This is a genomic window from Paenibacillus sp. FSL K6-1330 (genome assembly GCF_037976825.1).
Classification (GTDB): Bacteria; Bacillota; Bacilli; order Paenibacillales; family Paenibacillaceae; genus Paenibacillus_AQ.
Window position 1 is genome coordinate 6,308,656 of the sequence record NZ_CP150269.1, and the last position, 18,650, is coordinate 6,327,305.

Genomic DNA, 18,650 nt, shown 5'->3' on the forward strand with positions numbered 1-18,650 from the left:
ACCCAATGCCGTTTTTCACCCAAAAAATCTTTAAAAGAGCGCGAATTGGGCATATTCAAGAATACAAGCATAGGGTTCTCTAACGTTTTCGAAACCTTTCATTCATTTTCATCGATTTGTTTCATTATTCCGGATATTGGGATAAGCTGCTTATGACTTTCATAACTATGTTATATTGACTCTATGCGTACTTAATCAGGCATATCGAATACCAGTGGGAGTATCAACTTTCCTAGAGGAGGAATTTCATGAATCGTGCAAGAGAGCCCTTGAAGCTGAAGCCCAATCTCAAACAGCTCATCGCGCCTGCCGCAGTCGGCCTGATTCTGTTCCTATTATTTCAGGTGTTTCCGTCGACGAATCCGGATTCTACCGAGATGGCATCTCCGAATATCATATCCAAGGAGCAGGCTCGGCAAGCGGCTTCAAGCTTTGCTCAGGAGCATTTGCAGTTTACGGCTGCAAAAACGGATGACACATTGGTTACATATCAATCCAAATCGGAACTTTACGGATATCTGGCGAAGGAAAAGAAACTTTCGGAATACAACAAAACCTATGAAGCCAAATATCCCTATGACGTATACCGCGTTCGCTTCAGCGAACCGGGAGGGGATGCCCTCAATGTGGACGTGCACATGCAAAATTCAGGCATCGTCGGCTTCTCGTACGATTACGCCCGCTCCAGCTATGACCGGATTGAGCTGAACAAGGGCGATGTACAAAGGCAGATGCTGCTTGTCGTCGAGGACGGCATGTCATTAGCCGAGAAGCAAGCGCTCGCGGAGCCTTGGCTCCAGCGAGCGGGCTATGACCTGTCGCGCCTTGAGCTGGTTACGCGGGAAGGGGAACCCCGGCTTCGATATGTGGACCCGGAATCCAAGATTGGCGATTCCCGATTGGAGCACCGTTTCACCTTCGAACATGGGAAATTACGCTCCTATGAGCCATCCTTCTCAGTCCCGTCCGCCCATTCCGCCTATGTCAACAAGCAGACTCAGGATGCAACGCTGCTGACACTCGCAGGGTATGGCCTGTTCACCCTCATCCTTGGCATTCTTGCCATTGTGTACAGCGTAAAGACCAGAGCCTATACGTCGTTTAAGCGCGGCCTGTTCCTAGCGGTGCTGCTGTTTATCATTCAGATGCTAAATACGTATAATCTGATTCCCGTTTTCAAATCCGAGGGGATGTCGCAAACTGGTATATTCGGGATGATGATTTTCTATGCGGTCTATTCGCTCATATTCTCCGCCCTGCTCTATTTCTCCCTTGTCGGGGGCAACGGACTATGGCAAAAAGAAGACGGGCTCAATCCATGGCCGCGCGCCAAAGAACCCGGATACGGTCATTATGTACTGGACAGCATGAAGCTGGGATATATGTGGGCTTTCATCCTGCTTGGGGTCCAATCCATTATCTTTATCGTTCTGGGCCTAACCTTAAATACATGGTCCACCACGGATGCCACACAGTCGCCTTACAACATGCTCTATCCTTGGCTGTTTCCGCTGATGGCCTGGCTGGCCGGCATATCCGAAGAGGCCGTCTATCGACTGTTCGGAATCAAAATGGTGAAAAAGATCGTCCGCAATACGTTCGTTGCCAGTTTGATTACCTCGCTCATCTGGGCGCTCGGGCATACGCTTTATCCGATATACCCTGTAATTTCCCGGCCCATTGAACTGGTTATCATCGGCTTGCTGTTCAGCTACATCTTTTTGAAATATGGGTATTTGGCGGCCATGTTCTCCCATGTCATCTTTAATAGCATCTTGATGGGTATTAGCCTGATCTTGCTCAAGGACACCACCAACTTGCTGATTGGTGCTTTCTACATGGTGCTTCCTGCGCTTGTTGCGTATGCGATTTACCGTTTCAATCCAACAAAAAAAGAGAAGCCGTATGTCACGACTCCTCCTCACGAAGTGCCTTAAGAATTTCCGTTGCTAATTTCTCACCGATTGAAAGGGGCTTGAAGTCTTCGACTGAAGCCTCTTTTATTTTTTTGACCGAGCCAAAATGCTTCAACAGCAGCTTCCGGCGCTTCTCACCAATGCCCGGGATGGAATCCAGCTTGGAGGATACCATCGATTTGCCGCGCTGTTCGCGGTGGAAGGAAATCGCAAACCGGTGAACCTCATCTTGAATACGCTGCAGCAAATAGAACTCCTGGCTGTCCCGGGGCAGCGTAACCGGCTCCGGCGGGTCTCCGACCATGAGCTGCGCTGTTTTATGCTTGGCATCCTTCACAAGCCCGCAGACCGGGATATACAACCCCAACTCATTCTCCAACACATCGCTGGCGGCGGAAATCTGTCCCTTCCCTCCATCGACCACAATCAGATCAGGAAGCGGCAAATTCTCCTTCAAGACGCGCTCGTACCGCCGCCGGATCACTTCACGCATCGTATCATAATCGTCCGGTCCCAGCACGGTACGGATCTTGTATTTCCGATATTCCTTCTTGTCCGGTTTCCCATTGGTGAATACAACCATGGCCGATACCGGGTTGGTCCCCTGGATGTTCGAGTTATCAAATGCCTCGATCCGGTTCAGCGACTGGAGGCCGATCACTTCGCCCAGATTCGCCGCTGCGACCGAGGTGCGTTCTTCATCGCGCTCAATCAAGCGGAATTTCTCGTCTAAGGACACCTTTGCATTATCCGACGCCATGCCCACCATCTGTTTCTTCAAACCACGCTGCGGCACATGCACCTTCACGCCGAGCCATTCCTGCAGGGCGGCAGCCCCTCCGGCTGCATCCACGATGCCAGCGGCTTCGGCCTGCTTCTCCTGTGCCTGGGCAAGGGCTGCCTGCTGCTCATCAGATGTTCCTGCGGAAAGCGTACTCGCCGAATCCACGGCTTCCTCTGGGCCTAACACACCTTCATCCACAGCCGTTCCAGCAACCGACTCTGGATCAGCCTCGTCTATCAACAGGGGCTCAGGCAGCAGAATTTCTTGCGGCAATGCAGGATTATCACTGTAATACTGGGCAATAAAAGACATAAAGTCACTGTGCGCATCGCCGTAGAATGGAAAAACGGACTTGTTGCGCTGTACCATTTTCCCTTGGCGCATGTACAGAATCTGTACACACATCCAGCCTTTATCCACAGCATAACCGAATACGTCGCGGTCCCGTGTATCCGTCGTCGTAATCTTCTGCTTCTCCATTAGCGTATCGATATGGATGATCTGATCCCGCAGTTCTTTGGCACGCTCGAAATACAAATCCTCCGCGGCCTCCTGCATCTTGCGCTGCAGTTCCTTCTTGATCTCTTCATGTCCACCGCTCAGGAATGAGGTAATCTCCCCTGTGATCTGTTCATATGCAGAATTTGGAATTTCCTTTACACATGGAGCCAAGCATTGTCCCATATGGTAATACAAGCACACTTCTTTCGGCATGACGCCGCATTTGCGCAAAGGATACATCCGGTCCAGCAGCTTTTTGGTCTGCTGTGCCGCATACGCATTCGGGTAGGGGCCAAAGTATTTGGCTTTATCTTTAAGCACCCTTCTGGTCACTTCCAGACGGGGATGCTCTTCATTCGTTATTTTAAGATATGGATAGGTTTTATCATCCTTCAGCAGCACGTTGAATCTCGGCTGATGGGTTTTGATCAGGTTACACTCCAGAATCAAGGCTTCCATGTTGCTGCCGGTCACAATATATTCGAAATCGCGGATTTCCGAAACAAGCATCTGGGTCTTCCCGTTATGGCTTCCGGTAAAATAAGAGCGTACCCGATTCTTCAGCACTTTCGCCTTGCCCACATAAATAATCGTGCCTTCATGATTCTTCATCAGGTAACAGCCGGGCTGGTCCGGCAGCAATGCCAGCTTATGGCGGATATTCTCCAGCGCCCTCTCCTGCTCCTGAAGCTGTTTGGCAAAATCGTCCATGCTATCCCTCCTCTCCAAGGAGATTATATAGTATTAACCATAAATATAAAACACTATGAATAACCACACAAAGCGCCTCCGGGTTTCACCGAAGGCGCTTTATGAAAGCAGATTGCAGTCTATGACCAATCCTGCTTATTGATGTTTTGCAATGATGCCCTTCAAGGCTTCTTTGGAGTTCAGACCTACCACTTTATCGACAGGCTGGCCGTCTTTAAAGAAAATCATAGTCGGAATGCTCATCACGCCGAAACGTGCTGCGGATTCCGGATTCTCATCCACGTTCACCTTAGCAATTTTCACAGCATCACCAAGATCTGTGGACAGCTCTTCCAAAATCGGGGCAAGCATTTTACAAGGACCGCACCATGGCGCCCAGAAATCAACTACAACCGTTCCTTGACCTTCCACTTCACTTACGAAGGATTGATCGGTAACGTTTACGATAGCCATTATATTCTCCTCCTCACGGATAATTTTACATATAGTACGACCATAATTGTTGAATGGGTCGACGAATTTAGTATACCACAACCGGTCGGAAAAAGTGAAATATACTCACCTAAAGAAAGAGGATTTCACGGGTTTTTTATGCAATCTTTACAAATGATTTGCGCATTGGGTATACTACTAGTAACAAGTCGGGTGACTGTCAAGTTTTTCGTGTTGGCACGGCATGTTCACCTTTTGAGGAGGCAAGCACCATGGATGTAAACGTACGCGTTAACGATCCACGGGAGCACATCAATGAAGAACCACGCAATGACTTTGGCGATTTGATGATGGGCTTCGTGGGGATGTTTGGTTTCATGACCATCATCTTTTTCGGTTTCGTCATTATCAAGTTCTTGGTTGGCTAATTATTGATGACTCCTTGTGCACAAATAAAAAGTCTGATCCTGCCGCGTTCCATACGCTAACGGGATCAGACTTTTTACAATTCAGGGAAAGCTTGTCTATAGGGAGTTCACTTGCAATGCTAGAATTTCCCTCTCTGGTTCTCGCCGAATAAATGAACGACATCGACAAAAGGCGCAATTCGGTTCATCAACCGCTGTCCTTTGTGTGCCTCCTCCCCATCCTTGCTCGTGAAGCTCAGATGCTGTTCAAGCCCGTCGAGCGGATAGTTCGACGTATAGAAGGTCGGCAGCCGGTTCATCCGGAAATTCAGAATGGAACCGAGGACATGATCCCGAACCCACGGATTCAAATTCTCCGCTCCGATATCGTCAAAGATCAGCAGATCGCAATGCTTCATCGTCTCCACCATGTCCTTCAGCTTCTGGCCGTCCTGCATCATGGTCTTCAGATCTTCCACGAAATCAGGCATATACACGATAACGCCCGAATGGCCCGCTTTCGCGAGCTCATGCATCAGGTAACCCATCAGGTAGGTCTTACCCGTACCAAACGAACCGGTGAGATACAGGCCGCGCGGAGACAAGCCATTCTCCTTCGTATCCCGGATGTATTTAAAGACCTGGTGCACCGCCGGTGCCCGCAAGCGGTCCTTCGCCATAATCTCCATGTTGTCATAACCTTCGTTCAAGGCATGCTCATCAACATAAAAGCTGCGAATCCGTTTTTTGATCTGATCCTCATTTGTCTTCGCAATCTGCAGGGAACACGGCGACTTACGCTCATAGATCTCCACGGTTCCGTTCATCCGCTGGATATCCAGCTTGCTGAAATGCCCCTGGAAATCATTGGGACACCGGTCAAGACCGGGACACGCCTTGCAGTGGGCCTGATCTCCCGCATATTGATACAGTTTGCTTAAATTCAATCGTATGACCCGATCATCGATCTCCCGGTATTCGCTCCGCAGAGCTTGAATCAGAGGATTCCTAAGCAAATCCTCCGTAATCTGTTCCGTTCTGCGCCGGAGCGCAGGACTTTTCATGCTTTCCAGCAGTTCACCAAGGGACTCCATCTCTTGTTCCCTCCTCTCTTCAGCAGGATTTCTTTATCCGCCCTTCTTGTTGCCAGCCTGCATTTCTGCCGCAAATCGCATCATTTCTTCGAATTCCTCATCCGATACGGCCTCCGCCTGATCGGACTCCAGAGCCACTGGAATTTCCGGCTTCACCTTTCCACCTTTAGCGTATGTACGCGTACGTTGTGTGGTTGCCTTCTGCTTGCCTTTCATCTTGGCTTGATCACGTATATACTGAACAGCTTTCTCATAGCTGTTAATCTGCTTCAGCAGCATATTGGAAGCAATGGCCTCCACGAAATTACGGTTGATTCGCTGCTCGCCGCCTGCGGCCATGAGTGACATTAAATAATGAATGAGCACGTTGATGACTTCTCCCGGCAGCTTATAGCTCAGGTCGATCTTTTCGAAGATGTCCAGGAACTGCGCTGGGACCGAGCCCGGAAAGAAGGTCTGCAGCAGCCGGGTATAAGGCTCGTTGCGGAGCATCATATTATATTGGTGAATATCGCATTTCGATTGGAACTGGGCAGGAACTTCTACATAGTATTCCATCTCTACGGCATGCTCCTGTGCAGGCTCTTCCGGATCGGCCGTCATCTCCTGATGCAAAGCAACGACCTTGCCCGCGGTAATCTGCCGCTTCTCCTGCATCTTCATTCCCTGCCTAAAGTGAAGACTGGCCTTGTGCTGCAGATCATCCAGCACGACCTCACCATGCTCGGTAAATATGCCGTCCTCATCCAGCAGGCGACACAAATCCTGCGTGCTGAGATCATATTTGCGCACCACGTAATTCACAATGCCCATCTGTTCATGGTCGTAGCGAAGACGCTCCACAAAGACCCGATTGCGGGATTCACGCGGGAAACGGAGAATAATGTCCGCATAGTTCAGACCCTCTCCTTGCGGATTTGGCGGCACCACTGACTTCCGTGACACCGCGACCTCTTCCAGCGCTTGCTCCAGTTCATAATCAATGACATGCGTGTTCAGCTCAAAAATATCATAAAAGGGAACCGAAATGTTCTCCTTGTTGAAGGAAATACCGGACCATTCAAGGGGTTCCTTGCTCCAGAGCTCTTCTCTTAACGACAGAACGGCGAATTTCCCCACCTTGTCGCGAAGCAGCAGCGTCAGATGCTGGGTGTTGAAGAACTCCGCTGGACTGAGCGGTGCTTGCAGCTCATATTCATAGATATGGTCGTCCGTTTCCGGGACAAACATCCGGCTTGTCTGCAGTAAACCTACCGCTTCCAGCTTGGAGGTTTGCTCAATGAGAAAGCGGCGTCCTTTTTCACTAGGCTCAAGCCCTAATGTCAGAAATAATCTTCGCTGCTGTTCAATAGCCGAGTAACCCACCTTCTCCACCGGCACATGCGATACGAGAAGACGGTACAGACTGATCGCAAACGCGCCAACCATCGGTTGATATATCGAACCAAGCATTTTGTCATCCAGGCCGCTTAAGCAGAAGTCACGGTATACGCAGTAACGGTGGTTCTCTGTAAAATGTAAAAAATTAGTCATGCGCATCGTTTATGCTCCCCCTGTCGCCCAAAAATAGACTTCCTCTATTCTATCATAAATCCGTCGTTTCGAAGTCGGTTCTTTCGCATCAAAAATTCTGGAATTCGTGCACCCGCCATTTGCATGCTTCCATAAATAATAAATGACGGCCCCCGGGTATTGCAGAGCCGCCATCAACACTACATTCAATTTGCGCCACGCGCCTTAAAACATTCTAAAGCCTTTAATACGCAATGTCTTAATGGTCCATCCGCTCAAGTAGGCACCAATCAGACCTGCAACTCCCGTTAAGTAATCCACCAATTGGAATGATCCGACGTGAGTCCAGAACGACATTTGGCCCCGATCCCACAAGCTGTATACAACGACCGGCAAAATGACAATCACAAACAGATAGCAAGGAAACCAGGTCGTCTTCATCAACATATTGAGGATAAAACCGATACCGAACATCATGACAAAAAACAAAATCATCAGCACGAGCACAGGAATAAATTGAAGCATGATCGCTGTTTTCACCTCTTCTTTATCACCTACGCGTAGCAGCTATTCTACTTTATTGCAGCAAGAAACAGCACACCAAGCTTTAGCTAATAGCTAGTTTACTAAAAATAATGTCACAGATCAACGAACAATCGTGAAATCATTGTGTCGGCGTTTGCCCTTCCGACTGCGCTTACAGTACAATATAGGAAGTTAATGCAAGCGGCCATCCGCTTCTATAATAACGAACATAACGTTTAGGAGTGATCACATGAACGAAGCTGCAATGACGCTTGAGGGCTGGTATGCGCTGCATGATTTCCGCACCATCAATTGGCCGGCCTGGAAAGCTGCAGATGAAGAAGTACGTGCTTTTGCGCTGGACGAGCTAAATGCGTTCCTAGAGGAATGGGATGCCGTCGAAGCTGCCCAGAAAGGCAGTACCGCTGTATATACCATCGTCGGTCAGAAAGCCGATTTCGTATTCATGCTTTTGCGCGAGACGCTCGAAGAGCTGAACGCGATCGAGAACGCCTTTAACAAAACAACGTTTGCCCAGTTCACCATCAAGTCATATTCGTATGTAAGCATTGTCGAGCTGAGCAACTACCTGGCTGGCTCCTCCGATGAGGATCCGATGCAGAATCCGCATGTCATTGCCCGTCTGAAGCCGGCTCTGCCTAAATCGAAGCATATTTGCTTCTATCCGATGAACAAAAAGCGGGATTTGTCGGACAACTGGTATATGCTGAGCATGGATGAACGCAAATCGATGATGAAGAGCCATGGGATGATTGGCCGCGGATATGCCGGCAAGGTCAAACAGATCATCACCGGTTCCGTTGGATTCGACGATTGGGAATGGGGCGTAACCCTGTTCAGTGACGACGCGCTTCAATTCAAGAAACTCGTGTACGAAATGAGATTTGACGAGGTAAGTGCGCGTTTCGGCGAGTTTGGTCCGTTCTATGTCGGCAACCTGCTCGATCAGGCTTCGTTTACAGATTTAATGAAGGTATAATTCCTTCTGCACATAAAAAGCATGTACAAAACCCCACAAAGTGGAGCCTATGCTACGATGTTTATTCCAAATACTTTGCGGGGACCCCAAAAAACTTATAAATTCTAATATGTCAAAAAAGGGATGCTCTCAACACTGAGAGCATCCCTTTTTCTATTACTCACTGTCGTCCTCATCTTGCTCTTGCTTGCGCAAGGTTTCAAGATATTCAGCCGTTGCCCGGTCCCGGGCACGTCCCTTATCCTTGAGCCGCTCAATTGCAGGAAGTATGAGAATGTCGACCTCCTGCTGAATGGTGTAAGCCAGATCGTACCGCTCTTGCAACTCCAAATAGGAGCCGACCTCCATCAGCGCGTTATATCGATCCAGCTCATCTCTTGTGAGCAGCCCCCGTACTTGAACGCTGCAGTGTCTCATTTATAGAAACCTACCTTTTTTCAGGACGAGCGGAATCCCTCCAATAATGAAGAGGTAGCGCAGATCAACCAATTTTTTCAGCTGAGCCGCTTTCCATCCCTGATATTTCTTATCGCCGACTACCGCAATGCCTTCGCCCCGGCCGAGGGAAGCAACCGTGCCCTTATTGTGGAACTCGAATTTGCGCATGGACTTGTCCCGAATCGCCGCAACGATATTTTGGGCACAACACACGCCCTGCTGCATCGCCATTTGAGCGGTCGGCGGATAAGGTCTGCCTTCCTCATTAAAAATCAGGGAGTTATCGCCGATAATATAAATGTTCTCATATCCGGGAGCGCGCAAGTATTCATCCACCTTAACGCGGCCTCTCATCGTTTCGAAACCAGCTGCTTCTACCAGACGGTTCCCACGGATGCCGCCGGTCCATATCACCGTTGCCGCCCGGATCTCTTCACCATTGTTCAGAACGACTCCGCCTGAGAGGCATTCCTTGATCGCAATGCCCATTTTGAAGGTAACGCCTTTCTTCTCAAGAACGTTCATGGCGTACTCCACCAGCTCAGGTGCAAACCCAGGTAACGCGGCAGGCGCGGCTTCAACATTATAGATATTCACCAGCGTCGGATCCACGTCATACTCCTTGCACAGTCTCGGAATGCGGTCCGCCAGCTCGGCTACAAACTCGATGCCGCTGAATCCGGCCCCGCCAACCACAAAGTTAATGCGCTCTTGCGGTCTGCGCTCATTTTTATATAAAGCAAATTGATACTCAATATGCTCACGAATCAATCGTACCGAGTTGATGCTTCGGATCGTCATCGCATGCTCTGCGAGTCCTGGAATGCCAAAGGTTTCCGGCTCTCCGCCGAGTCCAATGACAAGATAGTCATAGGATAACGTTCCATCTTCAAGAATAACCTTCTTATCGTGGAGGCGGATTTCCTGAACCGAGGATTTGACCAGGTCGATTTTGAATTCGTCTATCAACTTGGAAATGGATACCCGGGTGTTCTCAATGCTGTCTGTTCCTGCTGCCGGCATATGCAAATGCGTTGTAATATAATGATAATCATGGCGATTCACCAATGTAACATCGGCCTCATTATAATTCAGCTCTTTTTGCAGCCGCTGCGCTGTCAATATGCCCCCGTAACCCGCGCCAAGGATTACGATCTTCGGTATGCTGCTCATTCTATTGCTCCTTCCAGCTTACTCTTTATATATACAGTATGGTACACATGTTAACATTCTGTGAAAATGCATCCAAAAAAAGAGAAGAGCCCTTATCAGAGCCCGTTTCATCATTTGACCTGAAGGTTCATTAAGGTTCAAAAACAGCTGAAATACTAAGTTTCCTTAATGCTGCTGCAGTTGATAATATATGGGACTACCCTGTAATGAACACAAGTTATCACGTTAATCATATGCATAAACCATGCAAATATCAAGAAATTTTTTGCCATATAATGTGCAAATAATTCCGCCATTTATCCCCTTACTTACTAAGTAAGCGCATCCATTCCAATGTTAGGTATTTTAACTCAATTCTCGTCTTTTCATGCCGGTTCGGGACGATTATAATAGGTAAGGAATTCATGAATCAGCTTTATCCGGACAAGAACGTCTGTCTGATTCGAATATAAACTCATTTTATGGAGGTGCTTACCGCATGACAACGATGCCACAAGACAGCAATATGACGGATCTTTTGATTATCGGTGGCGGACCTGCAGGTATGTTTGCTGCTTTTTACGGCGGAATGCGCCAAGCTTCGGTAAAACTTATCGAGAGCATGCCTCAGCTTGGAGGCCAATTAGCTGCGCTGTATCCTGAGAAATATATTTATGACGTAGCAGGCTTTCCAAAAGTAACCGCTCAAGAGCTTGTGAACAATCTGTCTGCCCAAATGGAGCTCTTTAAAACGGACATTCGTCTTGAAGAGAAAGTACAGGCTGTGGAAAAACTCGAAGAACGTCATTTTGTCGTAAAAACAAATCTGGGTGAACACCACGCCAAAGCTGTCATCATTACAGCCGGTGTAGGAGCGTTCCAACCCCGTCGACTGGAGATTGAAGGGGCAGAAGCATACGAAAAGTCCAACCTTCATTATTTTGTCAACGATCTCAGCCGCTTTAAAGGCAAGAAGGTTCTCATCAGCGGCGGCGGCGACTCTGCGGTAGACTGGGCGCTCATGATCGAGCCGATCGCCGAGCAGGTTACACTGGTTCATCGCCGTGACAAATTCCGTGCCCATGAGCATAGTGTTGAACAGCTGATGGCATCGAAGGTGAACATCATTACGCCAACCGAGATCACCGAATTGCATGGTGATGATACCATTACGAAGGTTACGCTTTCGCATATTAAGACCAAAGAGACGCAAGAGATTGAAGTGGACGATGTCATTGTCAATTTCGGGTTTGTGTCCTCCCTCGGTCCGATCTCCGAATGGGGCATCGCCATCGAAAGCAACTCCATTGTGGTGGATTCCCGTATGGAAACAAGTATTCCCGGTATTTTTGCAGCCGGCGACATCACCACCTATCCGGGCAAGGTCAAACTGATCGCTGTTGGATTTGGCGAAGCACCTACCGCCGTAAACAATGCCAAGGTTTACTTCGATCCTGAGGCCAGATTGGCTCCGGGCCACAGCAGTAACATGAAATTGTAAGGACAGCTCGGATTTTAACTTCATATACATCTATATTCATAGAAAAAAAGGTATCTTCATTCCGAGGGGGTATGCACCGCCCCGGAATCGAAGATACCTTTTCTATTCTTCAAACCATATGTAGAACTTGGTTGAAAGCTCCCACATTATATACGTATCATGTCGTAAGTTATCTATTCTATATACGAAAAATCTGATTAATGCAGGATGCTGCCGGAATCGGTGTCCAAGTTCCGTTTATGAATCTCGGCTAGCAGTAGAGTGATGAACTCTCGCTCCAACTTCAACTCAATAGCCATATGATAGGAATCGAGAAGCATCTCATCCGTCAACATAGCCATCCCTCTCACACCCCTTCCTCAAATTTCCTGAATCTATCATATCAGACATACCAAAACGGAACAACTGTTCGCTTATCCACAACCTCTTGTGGAAATCCTGTGTATAATTTGTTGGTAAGTGTAAAAAACAGGGTCATATCAAAGTGGATTATGGGGATAAATGTTATACACAGGATCTTGGGGAAATCTACTATAAAAAAAATTAATCAATTATAATATCGGTAGATTATCGTTATTTTTTTATTACCCTATTAAAAAATCATTAAACGGCTGCATTTGGGAATATTAAACAAAAATTCAGCTTGGTCTTGTATTAACCTCCAAAATCCAAATCTTGCCCTCATTGTCTAACCCGTAATCAAATCCCAGTTCGCCGATCCCTGGAAAACGGGATTCCAGTATTCCTATGCACTGTCTGGTTACTTGGCGCATTTCATTGCGCTTTTCCCTCGCATTAATATGGGGCAGTGACAGCCGGAGTGCATGACCACAACGAAGCAGCGTCCCCCCTTTACAAATATTCGTCACAAAAAGCCCTGGGTTCGCGAGTCGCCCCAGCATGGCCCGGAATTTCCATCTTCCTCGATCCTTGACTACCTTTATACGGTAATCCAGCGGACGTCCCTGAATTTTAGCCAAATGAATCCCCTGCTGTATCATGTAGCTCCGTCTCAGTCTTATTCTGCCCAGTACGTATAACAGGGAATTCAATGTATCTACATGAACAGTACGCCTCTTATGAGTTACCAAGTATCCCGTTCCGTCTTTCTGTATTCGGATGACTCCGTTACCACCGGTTCCTACAATCGGCTTGATCACGACCATTTCGTGTTCGGCCAGCATTGAGGCCAGGGTATCCCCTCCATACGACTGGGTAGCCGGAATGTAGGGAGCAACCTGCGGATCGGTCAGCAGCGCTTCCGTCTTCAACCACTTGCTGGCCAGTTGTCTTCCCGCCATGCTGCTTTCGCCTCCTTTTATTCATGACATACGTTATCCTATTCCCCAATCCGCTCTTTGTCTTGGATGATTGTCCGTGATGGTATGCCTAATAATTGAGGTTCTTGTGGCCTCACGGGAGCCTCCCTTTGCAAATGCTGTGATCTATCGTATAGTAAGAACAGAGCTTTGTCCGTAATAAATCCATCACCTTGGATAACGATAAAGGAGGCTTTGTCACCTTGGCAGCATTGTTTGAAGTTTTATACTGGATCGCCATTGTCGGCATGTCGATTGCACTTGCAGCCGTAACCGTTCTTATCTTTGCCATGGGCTTCAAGTTCATCAAGGATAAGCGCAGAGGACTCGGAGCGGGCTGCATCATATTTTCGCTTGTGGCCGCCGGCATGATCGTGCTGATGCTGAACGATACCTTCTTCTTCCCGGTCTGAACTATGAAGAACCCGAAAAAGCAGCCTCTTCTTATCGCGGAGTTGGCTGCTTTTTCGGGTTCTTATGTCTATAGCGGATGTTCCCGATAACGCAAAAAAGACCTCCCCGACAAGATTGTCTGGAGAGGTCTTTCACTGTTGGACTCAGGCTTAACCCTCTAGAGAGTCCTTATTAGCAAGGCTCTTCGTTCGGTTTGCCCGCATCCGTTGCCGTACGGAATGACGAACCGCAGCCGCACGTTACGGTCGCGTTCGGATTGTGGATGGTGAAGCCCCCGGTCATGCCGGATTCCTCAAAATCGATTTCCAGACCATTCAGGTATTTCAGATCGTCCTTTTCGACAACGACCTTCATATCCTGCAGATCCATATATACGTCAGCTTCCGTTTCATTATCGTCAAAGCCCATTGCATATGAAAAACCACTGCAACCGCCGGCAGTGACACCCAGTCGAAGGAACATGTTGGGCGTTTCCTGTTCAGCAAGCATTTCTTTTAAACGTTCTGCAGCTGAGTCGCTGATTGTAATCATAGGTCACCCTCCTTTTCGTTCACTCTTTAAGTATACTCCTCTTCGCGAATTCGCTCAAGGTTGTTATGATGGCTTTTGATATGTAATGACAAACCTATTTTCAATTCCTCTATTTGTGTTGCTACCCCGAGGGGTCAGGTTTATAATAGGGAAGGAACATGGGCGGCAACTGTTGGATAATTGTCACATCCCTCAGCTAAAAAGCGGCAAAGGTTATGGCTGGTCCACAGTTGTATATTTTTTCACAAACTTATTTATTTATTCAGCCCATTATTGATGTTGTTGTTATACCACTATAAACGGACCGTTCCCTTAGGGGAGTGATTCACTTTATGATCGCTTTTCTGCAGAATCTTCTAAGCAGATCAAGTGTGAACAGGAGGATTGAACATGTCCACAATTGTGACACCATTTACCGATCAGAGAATGGCCGAGATCGTTGCGAAAGTCCAAAGCGGCGAACGCCTGAATCTTGAAGACGGTGTGTATTTGTACCAAACTGATGACCTGCTGACCCTCGGGCAGCTGGCTAATGAAGCAAATTTGCGCAAGAACGGGAAGAAAGTTTACTTCATAGAGAACATGAGTCTCTATTTCACGAATGTATGCGAATCCTACTGCGCTTTTTGTAATTTCCGGAAAGATCAAGGCGAGGAAGGCTCCTATACCCTCTCCGGCGCTGAGATGATTGAATATGTCGAGCAGCATATTCATCCCGGCATTCGTGAATTTCACATCGTTGGCGGACATAATAACCATGTGCCGTTCCAGTACTATGTAGATTCCCTGAAGGCATTGAACGAGCGTTTCCCGGAAGTAACGCTAAAAGCCTATACGGCGGCGGAGATTGAATTCTTCACTCGCATTAGCGGACTTAGCACAAAGGAAGTACTCCAGGAACTGCAGAAAGCAGGTCTTCAATCCTTAACAGGCGGCGGCGCCGAGATTCTGTCTGACCAATATCGTCAGAAGATGAAAGTGGACAAAGCGAACGTGGATCAATACCTCGACGTTCACCGTACCGCGCATAAGCTTGGCATGAAGACACACACCACCATGCTGTACGGATCGATCGAGAGCCACGAGGACCGGATCCGCCATATGCTGCAAATTCGGGATCTTCAAGATGAAACAAACGGATTCATGGTGTTCATTCCCCTATCCATGCAGCCGAAGAATAAGAATGCAGGCATCATGCGCCGCAATTCGGCCTACGAAGATTTGAAAACCATTGCCATCAGTCGTTTGATGCTCGATAATATCGATCACATCAAAGCGTACTTCATTAATATCGGGGCGCAATTAACTCAAGTTGCTCTCAGCTTCGGGGCTTCCGACGTCCATGGTACGATCCTCAAGGAACGTATTAGCCATGCTGCAGGAGCCTTAACACCGGAAGGGCTGACACGCAAAGAGCTGGTCTGGCTCATCCAAGGCGCTGGCCGGATTCCGGTTGAACGCGATACCTTCTACAACGAGATCAAGGTTTACGAATAAATCTTACCAGCAGGGATTTAAGCAAACGAGAGACGTTCCAAAAAAACGGAAAACAGGTTAAAGAGATAATATAGCGTGGGTAACCTAAGCCGCTTCCAGCGGCGTTTTTCTTGCGAATCGGCGCTCACCTTCTTATCTCTTGAGAAAGGAAGAAATTTATGAAAAAGCTCGTCATTCTCGGCGGAGGCTATGGTGGTCTTGCCCTAATTCAAGAATTATTCAGCGGCTATCTTCCTCCGGACGTGGAGGTCGTGCTCATCGACCGCATGCCATACCAAGGACTCAAAACCGAATATTACGCGCTGGCAGCAGGCACCGTGGCCGATACCGCCGTTCGTGTTAAATTCCCGGTGTATGACCGCCTCCAAATTGTATATGGTGAAGTCACATCCATTGATCTAGAGAAGAGGCTTGTTAACCTGACGAACAACGATCCCGTGGAATACGATCAACTCGCCATTGCTCTGGGATGTACGGACCGTTATCATGGAGTACCAGGTGCTGAAGAATTCACGTTCAGCCTGCAATCTTTCTCTGCATCCCGGGAAACCTATTTGCACCTGAACAACCTCAGACCTTATGGTCATGTTCATATCATTGGCGGAGGCTTAAGCGGCATCGAGCTCGCTGCCGATCTTCGTGAAAGCCGGCCTGACCTTAATATCGCCATCTTGGACCGAGGACAACGGGTACTTTCTTCTTTTCCTAACCGTTTGTCTGCTTATATTCATCGCTGGTTTGAGGAACACCATGTGGATATCCACAGCGGCGTTTCCGTATCCCGAGTTGAGAAGGACGCCGTGTACAATCTGGATGTGCCAATCGCAACCGACCTGGCTGTATGGACGGCGGGTATTCAGCCCGTAAAGGTCGTACAGGATCTGGATCTGCCAAAAGACCGCAGCGGACGCATTATGCTGAACGAGTGGTATCAGGTTCCTTCCCATCCGGAAGTGTACGTGATCGGCGACTGCGCCAGCCTCCCGTTCGTCCCAAGCGCCCAAGCCGCTGGGGCTCAAGCCGAGCAAGTGGGACATGTCATGAAAGCTTTATGGCGGGATGATACGCCAAAGGTATCTCCGCTGAAGCTCAAGGGAACCCTCGGTTCCCTCGGCAAACATGCAGGCTTTGGACTCATGGGCAGCACCTCGGTTCTGGGCCGGGTACCAAGGATACTGAAGAGCGGCGTTCTCTGGAAATCCAAGCGTCACTACTAGCACTGAGCAGGCTGCAGGCGCTTTGTAGATGAATATGCCAGGAATCAGGCTCAGCTTTCCTCTTCGCTGTCCTGAAAGCTTTCCAGTTTGGCTATGACAACGTCAAGCAGTTCTTCAGCCGTGGGAGCCTCGACCCATTCGCCATCCACATAAGCGAAGGGCATCAGGTAGCACTGGCCGCAGTTGGTCAGGCAGCCGTATTCGATGACCTGACAATCATACTTGGCTTCAAGCGTCTGTAGAACTTTATCCGTGCCAAAATAGGAATTGCTTGTGCAAAACTCAATGATTATGGACATTGTGATTAGACCTGCCTTAAGATTGGCATTTTATTTTGCCGGTTTATGTACTATAATATAGGGAGGAAAGGAGTTGAACAAGATGAGTGAAAACACGCAAACCACTGTATATGATGAAGTGGCTGAAGTGCTTGATAAACTTCGTCCGTTCCTGCAGCGCGACGGCGGTGACGTGGAACTGGTTGACGTTGAAGACGGCATCGTTAAGCTGAAATTGATGGGTGCATGCGGTAGCTGCCCTAGCTCCACCATTACTCTGAAGGCAGGGATTGAACGCGCCCTGGTTGAAGAAGTAGAAGGCATTCAAGAAGTAGTTCAAGTATTCTAAATCTTCTTTAACTATAAAGAGTCTTGGTTTCCCTCGTGGAACCAAGACTCTTTTTTTGAGATAAAAGAATGAATAAGTTTTCAGCGAAGCGTAAGCCATTCTTTAATCGCATGTATATGTTTTGGGGTCAGCAAAGTATTGGAAATAAGCATCGAAGCATAGACTCCACTTTGTTGTGGGGTTATTGTATGTTATTCCGGCTTAATCAACGGGCGGATCGGGTCCAGCCCACCGGATATATCCATGATATTGCCAGTAATGAAATCCGAATTATCCAGGCATAAATATTCGATCACCCTGGCGATGTCCTCCCCGCTTCCCGATCGTCCGCGCGGGGTCAGCCCATCTTGAATGCCCGAAACTTCATCGATGGTCTTCTCTTTATTTGCTCCGCGGATGTCCCCAGGACAGATCATATTCACGGTGATTCCATACGGTGCTTCTTCCACCGCAAGCGTCTTCGTAAAGGAGACCAGGCCCACTTTAGCAGCCGCGTAGGCTGAACGCTGAGGCCACGCGCGGGCTTCTCCGGCATGTCCGAATCCGAAGTGGATGATGCGTCCCCACTTCTTCTCCCGCATGGCAGGCAGAACGCGGTGGTCCAGCAGCATGACGCCGGTTAAATTGCCATTCACCATATGGACGATTTCGTCCCGGCTGTACTCTGAGAACAGACGACGCTCCCGAATGAAAGGGCCTGCGTTGTTCACCAGGATATCGACGCTTCCCAGTTGCTCCTCCGTCTGATCCACCAATGAATACAGCTCACGCTCGCTGGCGATATCGGCTTTAATCGCAATAGACTTCACGCCAAACCCCTCGATTTCACGGGAGAGCGCCTCCGCTTCATCCTTGCTGTTTACATAATTTATAGCCAAATGACATCCCTGCCGAGCTAACGACAGCGCCGTCATTTTCCCCAAACCTGTCGCACTGCCTGTAATCAGCGCCACTTTTCCCTTCAAGGCTTTCCCTCCTCAGATGGATATCCTTCCTTCAGTATAAAAGATTTGATAAAGCCTAACAACTTGCAACCCGGCCAGGAATGGCCGCCACACAAAAAAAAAGAAAG

At 48.4% G+C, this 18,650-nt stretch carries 20 protein-coding genes; 8 read left to right on the forward strand and 12 right to left on the reverse strand.

The genetic code is table 11. The annotated features are described in order from the left end of the window. Positions 1-248 precede the first annotated feature (248 nt). The gene (locus NYE54_RS28820; RefSeq protein ID WP_339267967.1) at positions 249-1,937 is read left to right on the forward strand and encodes a CPBP family intramembrane glutamic endopeptidase; all 1,689 of its coding nucleotides are present in this window, start codon (positions 249-251) and stop codon (positions 1,935-1,937) included. On the opposite strand, the gene uvrC is transcribed toward NYE54_RS28820, so the two are convergent. Both uvrC and trxA read right to left on the reverse strand, forming a co-directional pair. Then, entirely contained in the window at positions 1,909-3,912 is a 2,004-nt protein-coding gene (uvrC, locus tag NYE54_RS28825) for an excinuclease ABC subunit UvrC (RefSeq protein ID WP_339267968.1), read from the reverse strand. The two genes, NYE54_RS28820 and uvrC, sit on opposite strands and share 29 nt — an antisense overlap. 135 nt (positions 3,913-4,047) lie before the next feature. Continuing rightward, on the reverse strand, positions 4,048-4,365 hold the full coding sequence (trxA, locus tag NYE54_RS28830; RefSeq protein WP_076324831.1) for a thioredoxin: 318 nt from the start codon (positions 4,363-4,365) through the stop codon (positions 4,048-4,050). A 251-nt stretch (positions 4,366-4,616) separates the two neighbouring features. Between trxA and NYE54_RS28835 the strand changes: the two genes are divergently transcribed. Beyond that, the gene (locus tag NYE54_RS28835; RefSeq protein WP_006212594.1) at positions 4,617-4,772 is read left to right on the forward strand and encodes a hypothetical protein; all 156 of its coding nucleotides are present in this window, start codon (positions 4,617-4,619) and stop codon (positions 4,770-4,772) included. A gap of 119 nt (positions 4,773-4,891) precedes the next feature. Here the strand turns inward: NYE54_RS28835 and dnaI are convergent, their stop codons facing one another. From dnaI to NYE54_RS28850, 3 genes are all read right to left on the reverse strand, one after another. Next, positions 4,892-5,845 (reverse strand): primosomal protein DnaI, encoded by a 954-nt coding sequence (gene dnaI / locus NYE54_RS28840; protein ID WP_339267970.1) that lies wholly within the window; start codon positions 5,843-5,845, stop codon positions 4,892-4,894. Between the two features lie 33 nt (positions 5,846-5,878). Continuing rightward, on the reverse strand, positions 5,879-7,384 hold the full coding sequence (locus NYE54_RS28845; protein WP_076324833.1) for a DnaD domain protein: 1,506 nt from the start codon (positions 7,382-7,384) through the stop codon (positions 5,879-5,881). A 198-nt stretch (positions 7,385-7,582) separates the two neighbouring features. Then, positions 7,583-7,882: a YuiB family protein gene (locus tag NYE54_RS28850; protein WP_339273692.1), complete on the reverse strand. Its 300-nt coding sequence runs from the start codon at positions 7,880-7,882 to the stop codon at positions 7,583-7,585. Positions 7,883-8,132: 250 nt separating this feature from the next. On the opposite strand from NYE54_RS28850, the gene hemQ reads away from it, so the two are divergent. After that, positions 8,133-8,882, forward strand: a complete 750-nt coding sequence (hemQ, locus tag NYE54_RS28855; protein ID WP_076324834.1) for a hydrogen peroxide-dependent heme synthase — start codon at positions 8,133-8,135, stop codon at positions 8,880-8,882. A gap of 156 nt (positions 8,883-9,038) precedes the next feature. On the opposite strand, the gene NYE54_RS28860 is transcribed toward hemQ, so the two are convergent. Both NYE54_RS28860 and NYE54_RS28865 read right to left on the reverse strand, forming a co-directional pair. Next, positions 9,039-9,299: a hypothetical protein gene (locus NYE54_RS28860; RefSeq protein ID WP_339267973.1), complete on the reverse strand. Its 261-nt coding sequence runs from the start codon at positions 9,297-9,299 to the stop codon at positions 9,039-9,041. Further along, complete coding sequence (locus NYE54_RS28865; protein ID WP_339267975.1) at positions 9,300-10,493, reverse strand: NAD(P)/FAD-dependent oxidoreductase; 1,194 nt, start codon at positions 10,491-10,493, stop codon at positions 9,300-9,302. It lies immediately after the preceding gene. Positions 10,494-10,971: 478 nt separating this feature from the next. On the opposite strand from NYE54_RS28865, the gene NYE54_RS28870 reads away from it, so the two are divergent. Further along, the gene (locus NYE54_RS28870; RefSeq protein ID WP_285228812.1) at positions 10,972-11,973 is read left to right on the forward strand and encodes an NAD(P)/FAD-dependent oxidoreductase; all 1,002 of its coding nucleotides are present in this window, start codon (positions 10,972-10,974) and stop codon (positions 11,971-11,973) included. Positions 11,974-12,170: 197 nt separating this feature from the next. Here the strand turns inward: NYE54_RS28870 and sda are convergent, their stop codons facing one another. Next, entirely contained in the window at positions 12,171-12,314 is a 144-nt protein-coding gene (sda, locus tag NYE54_RS28875) for a sporulation histidine kinase inhibitor Sda (protein WP_098748866.1), read from the reverse strand. Between the two features lie 297 nt (positions 12,315-12,611). After that, positions 12,612-13,274, reverse strand: a complete 663-nt coding sequence (locus tag NYE54_RS28880) for a YheC/YheD family protein (RefSeq protein WP_215157967.1) — start codon at positions 13,272-13,274, stop codon at positions 12,612-12,614. A 221-nt stretch (positions 13,275-13,495) separates the two neighbouring features. Between NYE54_RS28880 and NYE54_RS28885 the strand changes: the two genes are divergently transcribed. Then, positions 13,496-13,705, forward strand: coding sequence for a hypothetical protein (locus NYE54_RS28885; protein ID WP_076324839.1), 210 nt, complete (start codon positions 13,496-13,498; stop codon positions 13,703-13,705). A 172-nt stretch (positions 13,706-13,877) separates the two neighbouring features. Here NYE54_RS28885 and NYE54_RS28890 read toward each other — a convergent pair whose 3' ends face one another. Next, positions 13,878-14,237, reverse strand: coding sequence for an iron-sulfur cluster assembly accessory protein (locus NYE54_RS28890; RefSeq protein WP_076324840.1), 360 nt, complete (start codon positions 14,235-14,237; stop codon positions 13,878-13,880). A gap of 390 nt (positions 14,238-14,627) precedes the next feature. Between NYE54_RS28890 and mqnE the strand changes: the two genes are divergently transcribed. After that, positions 14,628-15,734 carry an aminofutalosine synthase MqnE gene (gene mqnE, locus NYE54_RS28895; RefSeq protein WP_098748869.1) on the forward strand — a complete coding sequence of 369 codons (1,107 nt, stop codon included), beginning with the start codon at positions 14,628-14,630 and terminating at the stop codon, positions 15,732-15,734. A 158-nt stretch (positions 15,735-15,892) separates the two neighbouring features. Continuing rightward, entirely contained in the window at positions 15,893-16,951 is a 1,059-nt protein-coding gene (locus tag NYE54_RS28900; protein ID WP_076324842.1) for an FAD-dependent oxidoreductase, read from the forward strand. A gap of 50 nt (positions 16,952-17,001) precedes the next feature. Here NYE54_RS28900 and NYE54_RS28905 read toward each other — a convergent pair whose 3' ends face one another. Beyond that, entirely contained in the window at positions 17,002-17,250 is a 249-nt protein-coding gene (locus NYE54_RS28905) for a YuzB family protein (protein WP_339267980.1), read from the reverse strand. Positions 17,251-17,332: 82 nt separating this feature from the next. On the opposite strand from NYE54_RS28905, the gene NYE54_RS28910 reads away from it, so the two are divergent. Continuing rightward, positions 17,333-17,578 (forward strand): NifU family protein, encoded by a 246-nt coding sequence (locus tag NYE54_RS28910; RefSeq protein WP_006212609.1) that lies wholly within the window; start codon positions 17,333-17,335, stop codon positions 17,576-17,578. Positions 17,579-17,769: 191 nt separating this feature from the next. On the opposite strand, the gene NYE54_RS28915 is transcribed toward NYE54_RS28910, so the two are convergent. Further along, positions 17,770-18,543, reverse strand: a complete 774-nt coding sequence (locus NYE54_RS28915; RefSeq protein WP_076324844.1) for an SDR family oxidoreductase — start codon at positions 18,541-18,543, stop codon at positions 17,770-17,772. Positions 18,544-18,650: the final 107 nt, after the last annotated feature.